This window comes from Cetobacterium sp. (assembly GCF_051658645.1).
Taxonomy (GTDB): Bacteria; Fusobacteriota; Fusobacteriia; order Fusobacteriales; family Fusobacteriaceae; genus Cetobacterium_A.
Genome location: NZ_JBOFMZ010000043.1, coordinates 1 through 14,240 on the forward strand (window position 1 = coordinate 1; position 14,240 = coordinate 14,240).

The 14,240-nt window shown below is 28.8% G+C and carries 15 protein-coding genes and 4 tRNA genes; 9 read left to right on the forward strand and 10 right to left on the reverse strand.

Annotated elements, in window-relative coordinates; genetic code table 11:
- Positions 1-53 precede the first annotated feature (53 nt).
- Both ACRCZX_RS04240 and ACRCZX_RS04245 read right to left on the reverse strand, forming a co-directional pair.
- A tRNA-Tyr gene (locus tag ACRCZX_RS04240) sits at positions 54-138 on the reverse strand.
- Between the two features lie 18 nt (positions 139-156).
- Positions 157-244 (reverse strand) — tRNA-Leu (locus tag ACRCZX_RS04245).
- Between the two features lie 158 nt (positions 245-402).
- Here ACRCZX_RS04245 and ACRCZX_RS04250 point away from each other — a divergent pair.
- The 6 genes from ACRCZX_RS04250 (at position 403) to ACRCZX_RS04275 (ending at position 6,301) form a co-directional block, all read left to right on the forward strand.
- Entirely contained in the window at positions 403-1,176 is a 774-nt protein-coding gene (locus ACRCZX_RS04250; RefSeq protein ID WP_438581701.1) for a threonine/serine ThrE exporter family protein, read from the forward strand.
- Positions 1,176-1,607, forward strand: coding sequence for a threonine/serine exporter family protein (locus ACRCZX_RS04255; protein WP_438581702.1), 432 nt, complete (start codon positions 1,176-1,178; stop codon positions 1,605-1,607). Before ACRCZX_RS04250 ends, ACRCZX_RS04255 begins: the two co-directional genes overlap by 1 nt.
- A gap of 81 nt (positions 1,608-1,688) precedes the next feature.
- Entirely contained in the window at positions 1,689-3,068 is a 1,380-nt protein-coding gene (locus tag ACRCZX_RS04260) for an MATE family efflux transporter (protein ID WP_438581703.1), read from the forward strand.
- Positions 3,058-4,392, forward strand: coding sequence for an MATE family efflux transporter (locus ACRCZX_RS04265; RefSeq protein WP_438581704.1), 1,335 nt, complete (start codon positions 3,058-3,060; stop codon positions 4,390-4,392). The genes ACRCZX_RS04260 and ACRCZX_RS04265 overlap by 11 nt, the downstream gene beginning before the upstream one ends.
- Positions 4,393-4,414: 22 nt before the next feature.
- Entirely contained in the window at positions 4,415-5,602 is a 1,188-nt protein-coding gene (gene coaBC, locus ACRCZX_RS04270; RefSeq protein WP_438581705.1) for a bifunctional phosphopantothenoylcysteine decarboxylase/phosphopantothenate--cysteine ligase CoaBC, read from the forward strand.
- 18 nt (positions 5,603-5,620) lie between these two features.
- Entirely contained in the window at positions 5,621-6,301 is a 681-nt protein-coding gene (locus ACRCZX_RS04275) for a hypothetical protein (RefSeq protein WP_438581706.1), read from the forward strand.
- A gap of 46 nt (positions 6,302-6,347) precedes the next feature.
- Here ACRCZX_RS04275 and ACRCZX_RS04280 read toward each other — a convergent pair whose 3' ends face one another.
- Positions 6,348-6,722, reverse strand: coding sequence for a hypothetical protein (locus tag ACRCZX_RS04280; protein WP_438581707.1), 375 nt, complete (start codon positions 6,720-6,722; stop codon positions 6,348-6,350).
- Between the two features lie 155 nt (positions 6,723-6,877).
- On the opposite strand from ACRCZX_RS04280, the gene ACRCZX_RS04285 reads away from it, so the two are divergent.
- On the forward strand, positions 6,878-7,525 hold the full coding sequence (locus tag ACRCZX_RS04285; protein WP_438581708.1) for a diphthine--ammonia ligase: 648 nt from the start codon (positions 6,878-6,880) through the stop codon (positions 7,523-7,525).
- A 48-nt stretch (positions 7,526-7,573) separates the two neighbouring features.
- Here the strand turns inward: ACRCZX_RS04285 and ACRCZX_RS04290 are convergent, their stop codons facing one another.
- Entirely contained in the window at positions 7,574-7,969 is a 396-nt protein-coding gene (locus tag ACRCZX_RS04290; protein ID WP_438581709.1) for a hypothetical protein, read from the reverse strand.
- Positions 7,970-8,214: 245 nt separating this feature from the next.
- Here ACRCZX_RS04290 and ACRCZX_RS04295 point away from each other — a divergent pair, with 245 nt between their 5' ends.
- Positions 8,215-9,243, forward strand: a complete 1,029-nt coding sequence (locus ACRCZX_RS04295) for an AEC family transporter (protein ID WP_438581710.1) — start codon at positions 8,215-8,217, stop codon at positions 9,241-9,243.
- A gap of 69 nt (positions 9,244-9,312) precedes the next feature.
- Positions 9,313-10,041, forward strand: a complete 729-nt coding sequence (locus ACRCZX_RS04300) for a YdcF family protein (RefSeq protein WP_438581711.1) — start codon at positions 9,313-9,315, stop codon at positions 10,039-10,041.
- 10 nt (positions 10,042-10,051) lie between these two features.
- Here the strand turns inward: ACRCZX_RS04300 and ACRCZX_RS04305 are convergent, their stop codons facing one another.
- The 6 genes from ACRCZX_RS04305 to ACRCZX_RS04330 all read right to left on the reverse strand — a co-directional run bounded on the left by ACRCZX_RS04305 (position 10,052) and on the right by ACRCZX_RS04330 (position 14,192).
- Entirely contained in the window at positions 10,052-10,528 is a 477-nt protein-coding gene (locus ACRCZX_RS04305; protein WP_438581712.1) for a D-Ala-D-Ala carboxypeptidase family metallohydrolase, read from the reverse strand.
- Between the two features lie 88 nt (positions 10,529-10,616).
- Positions 10,617-10,693: transfer RNA gene (locus ACRCZX_RS04310), tRNA-Arg, on the reverse strand.
- A 50-nt stretch (positions 10,694-10,743) separates the two neighbouring features.
- On the reverse strand, positions 10,744-12,135 hold the full coding sequence (locus ACRCZX_RS04315) for an alanine/glycine:cation symporter family protein (RefSeq protein ID WP_438581713.1): 1,392 nt from the start codon (positions 12,133-12,135) through the stop codon (positions 10,744-10,746).
- A 158-nt stretch (positions 12,136-12,293) separates the two neighbouring features.
- A complete protein-coding gene (gene dhaL, locus ACRCZX_RS04320; protein ID WP_438581714.1) occupies positions 12,294-12,941 on the reverse strand; it encodes a dihydroxyacetone kinase subunit DhaL in 648 nt (215 codons plus the stop codon).
- Between the two features lie 16 nt (positions 12,942-12,957).
- Complete coding sequence (dhaK, locus tag ACRCZX_RS04325) at positions 12,958-13,944, reverse strand: dihydroxyacetone kinase subunit DhaK (RefSeq protein WP_438581715.1); 987 nt, start codon at positions 13,942-13,944, stop codon at positions 12,958-12,960.
- 172 nt (positions 13,945-14,116) lie between these two features.
- Positions 14,117-14,192 (reverse strand) — tRNA-Asn (locus ACRCZX_RS04330).
- Positions 14,193-14,240: the final 48 nt, after the last annotated feature.

The following is a 14,240-nucleotide window of genomic DNA, read 5'->3' on the forward strand; positions in this document are numbered from 1 at the left end:
ATTACCTACTGATTACAAGTCAGTTGCTCTACCAGGTGAGCTAAAGCGGCATATGGTGGTGAGAGAAGGATTCGAACCTTCGAAGGCAGAGCCGTCAGATTTACAGTCTGATCCCTTTGGCCGCTCGGGAACCTCACCACATATATTATATTTGTTTGGTGCCTGGGGCCGGAATCGAACCGGCACGCTATCAGATAGCTCGGGATTTTAAGTCCCGTGCGTCTACCTATTCCGCCACCCAGGCTGATTGCTTTCGCTCTCAACAAGATAATAATACCACAATATAAACTTTATGTCAACAACTTTTTTTTATTTTTAAAAAAAAATGTCTATATTGCTTTTTATATGCTTTAGTGATAATATTAATCGTGTTATAATATCTCATTAATTATAGGAGTGTTTATGTTAAAAAAACAACTGCTTTCAGAACAACAAATTCTTCAAGTTGCAACTTTTGCTGGAAAAATAGCTTTAACTAGTGGAGCTGAAGTTTATAGAGTCGAGGATATTATATCTCGTATTGGACAACATTTTAATTTAAATATTGATTGCTTTGTTACTTTAACTTGTATTATAGTTTCAGGAAAAAATATTAATGGTGAAGTGGTTTCACTCGTAGAAAGAATTAAATCTCGATCTACAAATTTAGATAAAATTCATGAAATACATAAAATAGTAACTGATATTGAAATGTATTCACTTATAGAATTAAAAAAAGCCCTTCGAAAAATAGATGAAACTCGTCCATACAGCTTTGGAATCAATCTATTCGCATCAGCGTTAGGAGCAGCTAGTTTTATTATCTCTTTTAAAGGTGGGCCAAATGATTTTGCTGCAGCATTTGTTTCAGGTGCTGGTGTAGCTGTATTTTCATATACAACTTCTGGATTACAACTCAATAATTTTTTTACTAATCTTATATCTAGCATTATTTGTGTTTTAATTTCAAATTTATTTTATATTAGTGGCGTCATTACAACTCCGTCAATCAGTATAATATCTTCTTTAATGCTTCTTGTTCCGGGTGTAGGGTTTATTAACTCTATTCGTGATATTATCTCTGGAGATTTAATATCAGGAACATCTAGAGCCACTGAAGTTCTTATGACGGGTGGGGCTATTGCTATTGGTGCTGGTCTAGTAACAAAATTATTCTATAACTTTGGAGGAATTTAATGTTTTTTACAGAAGTTCTTTTTGCATTTTTTATAACAGTTAGTTTTGCTATTCTTTTTAATGTCAGAGGAAAATTAATTTTATTTACAGGAATAGGGGGTGCTTTAAGTTGGTTTTTTTATCTACTTTTTACAAAAAATGGTTACTCTTATTCTACTTGTTACCTTTTAGCAACAGCGTTAACAGCTTTTTATTCTGAAATTATGGCTAAAAAACTTAAAACAACTGTTCCTACTTTGCTTATAGCGGCTCTTATTCCTATGGCTCCTGGTGGGGGTGTTTATTTTACTATGTTGTATCTTACTCAAAACAAATACCAAGACTCTCTTTTAAAAGGAATGGAAACCTCTATTATTGCTGGTTCTATGGCTTTGGGTATAATTTTAGTTACAACATGCTTTAAACTTTTTTATCACACAAAAGTGGATTAGAGAGTTAAACAAAATTGATTTCTTTAAATATATAAGCTATAATTGAACTAATTATATATTTAGTTTTGGGAGGATTATTTTATGCAAGAAAAACACAAAGAAATGGGCGAAGAACGTATCAGTAAACTCCTTATTAAATTTTCGCTTCCTGCTATCATTGGAATGTTTGTGAATGCTTTATACAACATAGTAGATAGAATCTACATTGGAAATATTCCAGAAATTGGTCCTGCTGCTATTGCTGGGGTTGGATTAGTTTTTCCAGTTATGCTTGTTTCAATTGGATTTTGTCTTTTAATTGGATTGGGTGGTGCCACAAACATATCCATCTCTTTAGGAAAACAAAAAAAAGATATTGCTGAAAAATATTTAGGAAATGCAACTTCATTAGCTATTATAATTGGCATAATTTTAAGTTTTCTTGTTATTCTATTTATGAATTCATACATAGGAAAACTTGGAACTAGTCCTGTTACAGAACCCTATGCGAGAGACTATTTAACTATTGTTGCTCTTGGATTTCCTTTTTTAATGATTGGTTATACTACAAACGCAGCTGTTAGATCTGATGGAAATCCAAAAATATCTATGATCACTCTATTATTAGGTGCTGTTACAAATATAATTTTAGACCCTATTTTTATCTTTGGTTTAAATTTAGGAGTTAAAGGCGCTGCAATCGCTACAATTATTTCTCAAATTATTTCAGCAATTTGGACAGTGGCATATTTCACTTCTAAATATAGTGGAATAAAATTAAAAGTTAAAAATATGATTCTAAAATGGGAAAATGTAAAAAATATCTTTGTTATTGGTGCTGGACCTTTTGTTCTACAGATGGGTTCTAGTTTAGTCAATTTAATACTAAATAGTACTCTTATGAAATACGGAGGAGATGTAGCTGTTGGAGCTATGACTATTGTAAATGCTGTAAATACATTTATTTTTATGCCTATATTTGGAATCAATCAAGGAGTTCAACCAATTTTAGGATTTAATTATGGCGCAAAACTTTATCACAGAGTTAGAGAAGCTTTTATTTTAGCTGTTAAAGGTGCTATGACTATATCTACAATTGGGTTTTTAGCAATACAGTTTCTTTCAAAATATTTTATTGTTATATTTACAAGTGATTCTGAACTTTTAGCTGCTGCATCTAAAGGTCTTAAAATCTTTACACTAATGTTTCCATTTATAGGTTTTCAAATTATTGCAGCTATATACTTTCAAGCAACAGGAAAACCTAAAACGACAATGTTTTTAAGCTTATCAAGGCAAGTTTTATTTTTAATTCCTATTCTATTAATATTTTCTAAAATTTGGGGAATATATGGAGTTTGGGCAGCTGTACCCGCTGCTGACGTATTAGCAGTTATAGTTACATTTATTATGACTAAAAAAGAGATGAAAAATCTTAAAAAACTAGAAAAAGAAGAGGACTTGAAGAAAAATGTCAATTGAAACAAATGCAATCAATAGTGAACCAATTAATAAAATTTTTTACAAATTTGCAATTCCAGCGGCAATAGGAATGCTTGTTAACTCTCTTTACGTTGTCGCAGATGGTATTTTTATATCCAGAGGTATTGGTAGTATTGGAATTGCAGCAGTTAATATCGGTTATCCAATTATTAATTTAACTGCTGCTTTAAGCCTTATGTTTGGGGCAGGTGGAGCTACTTTAATCTCTTTGAAAAATGATGATCAAGAATTTAAAAATAATTGTTTCACAGCTACAATTTTCTTAAATATTATTTTTTATATTTTAATTGCTTCAATTGTTTTTGTATTCCCAAACAGAATTATGAAATCACTTGGAGCAACTGATTTACTTCTACCAATGGTTAAAAGATATATGTACCCTTGTATTATAGCTTCTTTTTTTCTTATGTTATCAATCTCTTTAAATGCTATTGTTAGAAATGATAATGCTCCAAAGAAAGCTATGAACTCCTTGTTTATTGGAGCTATTGCTAATATAGTTTTAGATTATATTTTTATCTTTATTTTAAATATGGGAATTGAAGGTGGAGCCTACGCAACTGCAATCGGACAGATTCTTTCAGCTATATATCTTTGTATGCATTTTCCTAATTCTACTTTTAAACTAAATTTAAATCTAAAAGAAATAAAATGGAAATTAATGAGACAAATTTGCTCAATTGGTTTTTCATCTTTTATTTTAGAATTTGCTGTTATGGTTATAACAATAGTTTTAAATATAACTCTTTCTAAAAGTGAAGGGCAAATAGGAGTTGCTGCTTATGCAATAATTTCTTATGCTTTTGTTACCTATAGGATGCTGTTTACTGGATTAGCTCAAGGAATTCAACCTTTAGTTAGTTTTAATTACGGGAAACGTAACTATAGAAGAGTTTTAGAAACCTTGAGATATTCACATAAAATCTGCTTTATTGCTACAACTATAGCTTTAATATTAGTTATATTTTCAGCTCTAAACATTGTAAAACTTTTCACACATGAAGAACACCTATTTAAATATACATCTAATGGTTTAATTTTATATTCAAGTGCTATTATTTTTGTAGGTGCTAACTTTATGAACATCTCCTATCTTCAAGCTATGAATAAAGCTTCGTTGGCTAATTTTATATCTATTTGCAGAGGAATTGTTTTTATGGGAATTGGAATTTTAACTCTTCCAAAATTATTTGGTGTAAATGGAATTTGGTTAGCTCTTCCATTTGCTGATGTTCTTACTTTTATTTTAACTATTGTAATCTTTAAGATTTTTGGAATAAATAAAAAATTAAAAAATCTATGATTTTATTTTGGAGGAATTTGTTATGAAAAATATTTTAATTGGTGTTACTGGTGGAATTGCTGCTTATAAATCAGCTAATATTATATCTATTTTAAAGAAAAAGGGGTATAATGTTAAAGTAATCATGACCGAAAGTGCCACTAATATAATTACACCTCAAACTTTAGAAACTCTTTCTAGAAATAGAGTTGTAACTGATATGTGGGAAAGAAATCACCAAGTCGAAGTTGAGCATATATCTTTAGCAGAATGGGCTGATGTTTTTCTAATTGCTCCTGCTACTTTTAATATTATTGGAAAGGTTGCAAATGGAATTGCTGATGATATGCTTTCAACTGTTATATCAGCTTCTAAAAAACCTATTTACTTTGCTTTGGCAATGAATGTAAATATGTATGAAAATCCAATTTTAAAAGAAAATATTAAAAAACTAGAGAATTTAGGATATAAATTTATAGAGTCTGATGAGGGATTTTTAGCTTGTAATGTCAATGCAAAAGGGCGATTAAAAAACGAATCAGAAATTGTTGAAATTATCGAAAACGAATTTATATCTAAAACCTCTAAAATCTTAAAAGGAAAAAAAGTTTTAATTACTGCAGGAAGAACTGAAGAAGCTTTAGATCCGATAAGATATTTTTCAAATAGGTCAAGTGGGCAAATGGGATATTCTCTAGCAAAAGTTGCTATAAGTCTAGGTGCGGAGGTTACTCTTGTTTCAGGCCCTACAAATTTAGAAATTCCTAGTGGATTAAAAGAATTTGTGAGTGTTAGAAGTGCTATTGATATGTTTCATGCTGTTATGGAAAGATTTGATGAGCAAGATGTTGGAATTGCATGTGCCGCTGTGGCTGATTATAGACCAAAAGAAGTTTCAGAACAAAAAATTAAGAAATCTGATAGTGAGTTGACTATTGTTTTTGAAAGAAATCCAGATATTCTCTTTAATATGGGAAAAAATAAAAAAGAACAGATTCTTATTGGATTTGCTGCTGAAACTGAAAACATAGTTCAAAATGCTCAAAAAAAATTAGTTAAAAAAAATCTAGATTTTATTGTTGCTAACAATGCTCAAAATATGCAAAAATCTACTAATAGTATTCAAATTATTAAAAAAAATGGAGAAAGTATAGTTTTTGAAGAGAGTCCTAAATCAGAAATTGCTCGTCATATTTTTAATGAAATTATAAAAGAGGTACAAAAAAAGTAAAATTAACTCGGAGGTTATATGAATTTTGGTGAAAAAATAAAGATAAATTTTGAAAATATAGAAAATGGTATTAAATTAAGTATTTTAAACTTTCCAAAAGGAATAGCTGTGAGTGCTTTAGATTTTGGAACAGATTTAGCTAAAAGAACTGTTGAAGGTTATTCTCCTAACAAAGAAGAAGAAATCGATGTTATTTCTGGTATTGTTGAAGAAGTTACAACGGGTGATGATATAGTTTTTATTTATAATTACGGCGACATTTTATCTAGTATGATTCTTGTTGGCTCTTTATGTAAAAAACTTTTACCAAACACTCTTTCAGCTTTTCCTACTGAAGTAGGTGGAATATTCTACGGAGAAAAAAATGATGCTTATATCAGAATTGCTATTCAAAAGATGATTATTACAAAAGATGCTCTAGGTAGTTCTTTAGAAATTAATCTTCCCGTTGAAACTGATATGTCTAAATTCAAAGGTGAATTTTCTAAAATAGCATTTACTTTAATCCCTGAAATTCAAGCTATTCAATTTGGATATGGATGTGCTATCTCTAAAAAAGCAAACTCAAATCTTGGAGTTACTCCGAAAAGAGCTCAACTTTCTTTTGCTCCACACCTTAAGAGCAAAATTCCAGCTCTTGCTTTAGTATACAATATTGTATTAGAAAGTCTTGCAGCTTTTATTTTAGTAAATATCTAAAAATATAAAATCCCAACCTTCAAATTTGAAAGTTGGGATTTATTTTTTAATGAATTATTTTTTTCCCGTTTTCTATTCCCTCTTTAGATAAAAGATGGATTTTTTTATTAATAGCCATATCCGCATATTTTGTTAGAATTGCTGGTAAATCTGAATTTTCAATTAATTCTATAAACAATGGGTTTTCTGCTATTTTTTGAGCTACTTTATATTTTTTTTCTGATTTCATATCTATTTCAAAATCTCCACTAAATTCTCCATAAACTGGATTTAAGTTATCTTCAATCTCTTTTACAAGCTCTGAAGTAACCATTGAAAATATTTTTTTTACATCTTCAACGCCCTCAGCTCTAGACATTTTAGCTTTATACTCACCCCAATGTTTATGATCTACCTCTGAAAATGATTTTTTGTATCCCATTTTTTACCTCCTCAAATCTAGTTTTACAGATTATCTACTCATATCTACTCTAATTCAAATATATTTCCTTTTTTTTATTTTAAATTTCACTTGTTTTTATTCTTCTAATTATCTATAATATCTTTGTAGAAGAGAATAGTTTTAGGAGGATTTTTATGAATAGAAAAGTTGTTGTTTCTTTTAGCGGGGGTAAAGATAGCATGCTTTCTTTACATAAAGTAATTTCACTTGGATATGAGCCTATCGCTCTTATGACAACTGTTAATAAAAAAAATGACGAATCTTGGTTTCACAACATTTCAATTGAACTTTTAAAACAAGTTTCATTAGCTGTTAACATTCCTTTACTTCTTATTGAATGCGAGGGTGATAATTATGAAAAATATTTTGAAAATGCTCTTAATAATATGAGACTACTTGGAGCTGAAGCTTGTGTTTTTGGAGATATTGATATTGAACAGCATCGAGAGTGGGGAGAAAAAAGATGTCAAAACACTAATTTAAGTGCTTTATTTCCTTTGTGGAAAGAAAATAGAGAGAAGCTTGTTAATGAGTTTATAAATTTAGGCTATAAAGCTATTATTAAAAAAGTTAATCTTAATAATATGAGCAGCGAATTTTTAGGAAAAACTCTTTCTAGTGAAATTCTTAAGGATATAAAAGCAACTGGATCTGATGTTTGTGGAGAAAATGGTGAATATCACACTTTTGTTTATAATGGACCTATTTTTTTGAAAGAAATATCTTTAAAGGGTCATAGAAATATAATGAACAACAATTCTATTTTATTAGAACTATGTTAATATAAAGTAGAGCTCAGCTGAGCTCTACTTTATATTAACACTTTATTTTTATTGATTTATAACTATTCTTGTTCCATCGCTCATTTCTAGAATTTGACTTCTTTGATCAGAGTAAATAACTCTTGTTGATGAATTTCTTCTGTTACTATAAACTTGTTGAGTCATTCCTTGATTGTTGTACGAATAGCCTAATGTATTCATATTAGAGTATCTTCTATTAGCATTTTCTATAACTGCCTGCCTTTCATATCCTCTACGTATCTGCGTGTCTAATCTTCTCAAATCTTGTTGATGTCTATATTCACTTTGGTTGTATCCCGATCCTAGTATTAGAGCTGATCCAGTCACTATTGCGGCTCTAGAACCGCCATCTAAATGTCCCCACCAGCTAGAATAGCTTAACGAAGAAATTAATAATAATAATGCTAGTATAGCTTTTTTCATGTTTCACTCCTTAAATTTTGATATTATATTATAAAGGTTTTTATAGCAAAAAGCAACTTTTGTATATTTTTTTAGATGTGAATTGTGCTATAATAATATTTGATTTTCTTTCTATAAAAATCTGCAATACAAAAGGTTAATTTTAAAATTTTTTAAATAATTGGATTTTTAACCCTTAGTGCTGTTTTCATCTATACAGCACTAGCGGACACAAAAAAGTAAATATTAGTTATAGGAGTTTTCTAATGAACGTATTAAATATTATTATTTCTACTTTATCAAATAGAAATATTGTTGGAGTTATGTCATCATCTATTTTTATTATGATATTAGGATTTTATTTCGGAAAAAGTGGAAAATTAAAAAGTTCTTTTTCTGGCCCTCTAAGTGAAATTATTTTATCTATCTCTATTCCTGCACTTTCTTTTAATGCATTTATGAAAGATTTTGATAAAGATATATTTACAAACGGTTTGAATATTTTAATTTGGAGTTTTTTAATTCATATTTTTTTAATTACTGTTGGTCAACTTTTTTATAAAAATTTAGATTCTGATAAAGTATTAACTTTAAAAATGATGTCTATTTTTGCTGGTGTAACTGTCTATGGTATTCCTATAGTACAAGCTCTTTATGGTGATTCTGGAATAATCTATTCTTCTATATTTTCAATTCCTTACAGAGTATTGCTTTATTCATATGGATTCGTAAAGATGTCTGGAACTAAAATGAATAAAAATAATTTAAAATCAATGTTTTTAAATCCAGTTATTTTAGCAACTTTTTTAGGACTTTCAATTTGGCTTTTCCAAAGCTACCTTTTACAAATAAACATAGAAGGTAAGAGCTATGCTTTTTTAAGAATTGATAAAACAGCTTTTTGGTTATATAAACCTTTTAGTTTTCTTGCTGGATTATGCTCTCCTTTAGCTTGGTTGGCTGCTGGATTAAAACTCTCTGAGCTATCAATTAAAAAATCTTTAAAAAATTCAATTGCTTTTCAATTTTCTGTAGTTAAAACTATAGTAATTCCAATATTAATTTTAATTATAGTTTATAGTTTTAATTTTTTTGGTATTTTACCTATTTCTAAAGAGAGTTTAGGAGTTATCATAATATTGATTGGAACACCTACTGCATCTGTTATCATAGCTTACTCTTTAAAATATAATAGAGAACCTTTAATTACATCAAGTTGTTCTTTTTTATCAACTATTTTTAGTTTGATTACAATTCCAATATTAATAGCTGTTTTAGAATTTATAAAATTCTAAAACAGTTCACTATCATTTTATTTTTTTATAGCCGCTTGTGCTGTAATGATATCGATTTGGAGGAAGTCTATGATTCTTTTAAAAATTTTTATTAACTTTTTATTTTTAGTTTTTTTATTTTTATACAAAGAAGAATTTCCATCTTCTTTTTTTATCAATGTTGTATTCTTTATATATTTATTTTTATTAGTATATTTTCTATTTATATCTAAAGTCAATAAATCAATTAAAAACATTATTCAAATTTCAACTTTTTTATCTGCTGTTATTTTTTTTCTAAGTTTAGGTAATATTATTTTTGATATACATAGCTTTAAAAGCTCTGAAGTTAAAAATGAATACGTTTTGATATTGGGAGCAGGATTACGTAGAGATCAACCAAAGAAGGTCTTAAAATACCGCTTAGATAAAGCTGTAGAGTATTATAAAAAGTATCCTGACACAATCTTTATTGTATCAGGTGGACAAGGTAAAGATGAGATTGTATCTGAAAGTAAGGCAATGAAAAAATATTTAATTAAAAACTCTGTACTCAGCAAAAATATAATTGAAGAAAACAAATCAAAAACGACTTTAGAAAATTTAACTTTCTCTAAAAAACTTATTCCTAAAAATATAAAATCCATTGGAGTAATTAGTAATGACTTTCACATTTACCGTGTTAAATTTTTAGCAAAAAATTTGGATTTAAAATTAAATCCTATATATGCAAATACTCCATTAAAAAGTAAAATTAGTCTTTTTACTCGTGAAGCTTTAGCTGTAATTTACTATAAATTAAAAATAACCATGAGTTGATGGTTATTTTTTATCTCTTTAAAAAATATTGTTTTCTTTCTTTTCTTTTTGATTTTTTAAAACTTATATGAACTCTATTTTCATTTGGATAATATATAAGTTGATCGTAACTAATCTTTGCTCGATCTAGTTTCTTCTTTATATATTTTGCTTTTCCATTTATTTTAAAATCAACCGCTAGTCCTTCTCTATGATAAGAGTTATGAGTGCCACCTACTTTTTTATTTACTTTTTTATTTCTATACCAACTTGTTACATATATCTTTGTTCTCAAAGCTTTTCTTACTTCGTCCATTCTTTTAGCAGCATAAATTATATTTTTGTATTCTGAATTGTTTGGAATATTTTTTATTCTATATTTTTTTGCTGTATTACTATGTATAGCTTCTTTAAAAGTGAAATATTTAGAAATTTTAGAATCTCTAGGACTACTAGAAGAACAACCCAAAAGTAATAGTAATATTAATAACATAATAAGCTTTTTCATTTATTTCTCCTATAATAACGTCTAAAAAAAAAACTTAGATTATTATAATCTAAGTTCTCTATATTTTAACTTGTTTTCTGCTTCAAAATGGCGCCCCCAACAGGGATCGAACCCATAACCCTCTGATCCGAAGTCAGATACTCTATCCAATTGAGCTATAGAGGCTTCCATATGAAATATTACAGTATTTTTGGAATTAAGTCAACCTTTTTTTCTTAATCCCAACATTCAACTCTCTCATTATATGGAAGATCTATATCATTTTTATTAAAAGTTGGATCTAAACCATTTCCTTTTTGTAAATTATAATCTTTTAATGCTTCAAATGCAACTTTACCAAGTAAGAATATTGCAATTAGGTTTAAAACAGCCATTAGTCCCATAAATAGATCTGCTAAATTCCAGACTAAAGCTAATTCACCAATAGAACCAAACATTACCATTCCTATAACTCCAACTCTATAAAGATTTAACCAAGATTTATTTGAAGTTAAAAATTCAATGTTTGTTTCTCCATAATAGTAATTACCAACTATTGAACTAAATGCAAATAGTAAAATACAAACTGCTATAAATATATTTCCCCAGTTTCCTACTTGAGAACTTAATGCGTTTTGAGTTAATTGTATTCCAGTTAATCCTTCAGTTTTATGAGCTCCTGAAATAAGCACCATAAACGCTGTACAAGTACATATTAAAATTGTATCTGTAAATACTCCTAACGTTTGAACAAATCCCTGTTTAACAGGATGAGTCGTTTCTGCAGCTGCAGCTGCATTTGGTGCTGATCCCATTCCAGCTTCATTTGAGAACAATCCTCTTTTTACTCCTATCATTATAGTAGCTCCCATTCCACCACCAACAGCTTGTCTAACTCCAAAAGCATTTTCAACTATATCTCTAAATATTTCAGGAACCATTCCTATATTTTTTATTACTACATACATTGAAATTATTATATAAAGTGTTGCCATTACTGGAACTACAACAGCACTAAAGTTTGCTATTCTTTGAACCCCACCAAAAATTATAGCTGCTGTTGCTACAGATAATATAATTCCAACAATTAATCTATCCATTTTAAATGCTTCTTGGAAAGCAAGAGATATTGTATTTGATTGAACTGAATTAAAAATCAATCCAAATGTTATTGAAATTAATATTGAAAAAGCCACTCCCATCCATCTTTTATTTAAAGCCATCTCCATATAGTATGCTGGTCCACCTCTGAAAGATTTTCCATCTTTTATTTTATATATTTGTGCCAAAGTACTTTCTACAAAACTAGATGCGCCACCTATTATAGCTATCAACCACATCCAGAAAATAGCTCCTGGACCTCCCGAAGCTATTGCTATTGCAACTCCAGCCAAGTTTCCTGTTCCAACTCTTGATGCTGTACTTATACAAAATGCTTTAAAAGATGAAACTCCACCTTTTTGCCCAACACTATCACCTAATATTTTAATCATTTCAAAAAAGTATCTTATTTGTACAAATTTAGTCTTTAAAGTAAAATACATCCCTACAAACAATAACATAATAATTAAAACATAACTCCAAAGAATATTATTTAAAAAATTTATTGCTAAATTTAATCCGTCCATAATCCCTCCACACAAATTTTATTTAGAACTATTTTACCATATTTTTATAAAAATGGAAACTTTTTTTCTTAATTTTGTAAAAAAATACCCAAAAAGATTTTTTGAACTGAATCTTCCTGGGCTGTAGAAAACTATTAAGTATTTTTGAATATATTAGATTAGTTTATTTTTACCGAAATATATTTCATTAATTCATCTATTTGATAATACATTGTTACTGCACCTGGATCAATATGACCTATACCTTTATCTTCTCTGTATCTTGCTCTACCTTTTTTAGCAGACATTTCTCTTGTGTCTTCCATTCCTTGCTTTGCACTAAGTCTAACATTTTCTAGTATTTCTAAAATATTTTCATTGCTCTCAAGTGATTTTTTAAAACTATTAACAGCTGTAAATAATGGATCAATCATTGTTTTATCTCCAGCTTCTGCTTTTCCTCTTTCCATCATTCCTAATAATTCACTATTCAAAATTTCATATATTGAATTTAAATTTAAAGTTTCTACATCAGAAATATTTTTTGCTGCTTTTATATAAGCACTTCCATATAAAACTCCAGATGATCCACCTATAACTGACATCATTATCATACCTATATTTTTTAATAAATCTTTTGGCTTCATATTTGAAAGTTCTTCTTTTTTATTTACAAGAGCTTCAAATCCCATATCCATATTGATCCAATGATCTCCATCTCCTAATTCTGAATCTAACTCTGTTATATAATCTTTTGAAGCTAATAATCTTTTATAAACTAACTCAATATACTCAACATAATCTTTACTTGTTATATTAATATTCATAATTAATCTCCTTTAATTAAATATTTAATGCTAAAGATTTACATTTCTCATTTAACAGATCTTCTAACTCAGTATCTAATTTAAAAAGTGTTATAGAACATCCAGTCATATCCAAAGCGGTCATAAAATTTCCAACCATATTATTTTTTACAACTATATTTTTACTTAATAAAATTTTTCTGACATCGTTATTTAAAACATATAACTCCATAAGAGGCGTTGCTCCTAGTCCATTAATCATAAGTGCTATTTCACTATCATAATAATCTAAATCATTCATTATTTTTTCTAATAATATAGTTGCTATATCTTTTGAAGTTTTTAACAGATCTTTTACAATGCCTTTTTCTCCATGAATTCCCATTCCAATTTCCATTTTACCAACTTCTAAAGTAAAGTTTTCCTTGCTCGCTGCTGGAAGTGTACAAGAAGACATTGATACACCCATTGATCTTATATTTTTTATAGCTTTCTGAGCTACTCTTTTTACCTCATCTAAACTAGCACCTCTTTCTGCCATTGCTCCTGCTACTTTATGAACAAAAATTGTACCCGCTATTCCTCTACGACCATCTGAATATTCTGAATCTTCAACAGCTACATCATCTTTTACAACAACACTTTCTACTTTTATTCCCTCTAATTCAGCTAAATCTTTAGCCATATCAAAATTCATTATATCTCCAGAATAATTCTTTATTACTAAAAGAACTCCTGCGCCATTATCAGCTTCTTTTATTCCTTTCAAAATTCTCATTGGATCTGGAGAAGCAAAAACATTTCCAGCTACAGCAGCATCTAATAGTCCTAATCCCACATATCCTGCATGAGCTGGTTCATGTCCTGAACCTCCACCTGAAACAATTCCAACTTTCTTTTTTCCTGTTTTAACTCTTGAAACAACTTCAAATTCGGGATGATATAATAAATCTTTATTTAAAATACTTAGTCCTTCTAACATTTCAGATACGATATTTTTAGGATCATTCATTATTTTTTTCATTTTTCCTCCAATTACTATCATTTGTATACATACTACAAAGGATGTTCTTTTTTGTCAAGTTTTTTTCTATTTTAATACTTTTTTTTTATTTAAAGAACAATTAAAATAAAAAAAAGAGCTTTTCAGCTCTTGTAAAAACTATACTATTAAAAACTTCCAAAAAATAAAAAAATGGCGCTTCTTGCTGGGCTCGAACCAGCGACAACACGATTAACAGTCGTGTGCTCTACCAACTGAGCTAAAGAAGCACTTTTTTAAGATTGGCAACTTCCTATCCTCCCAGGGGGCTGCCCCCC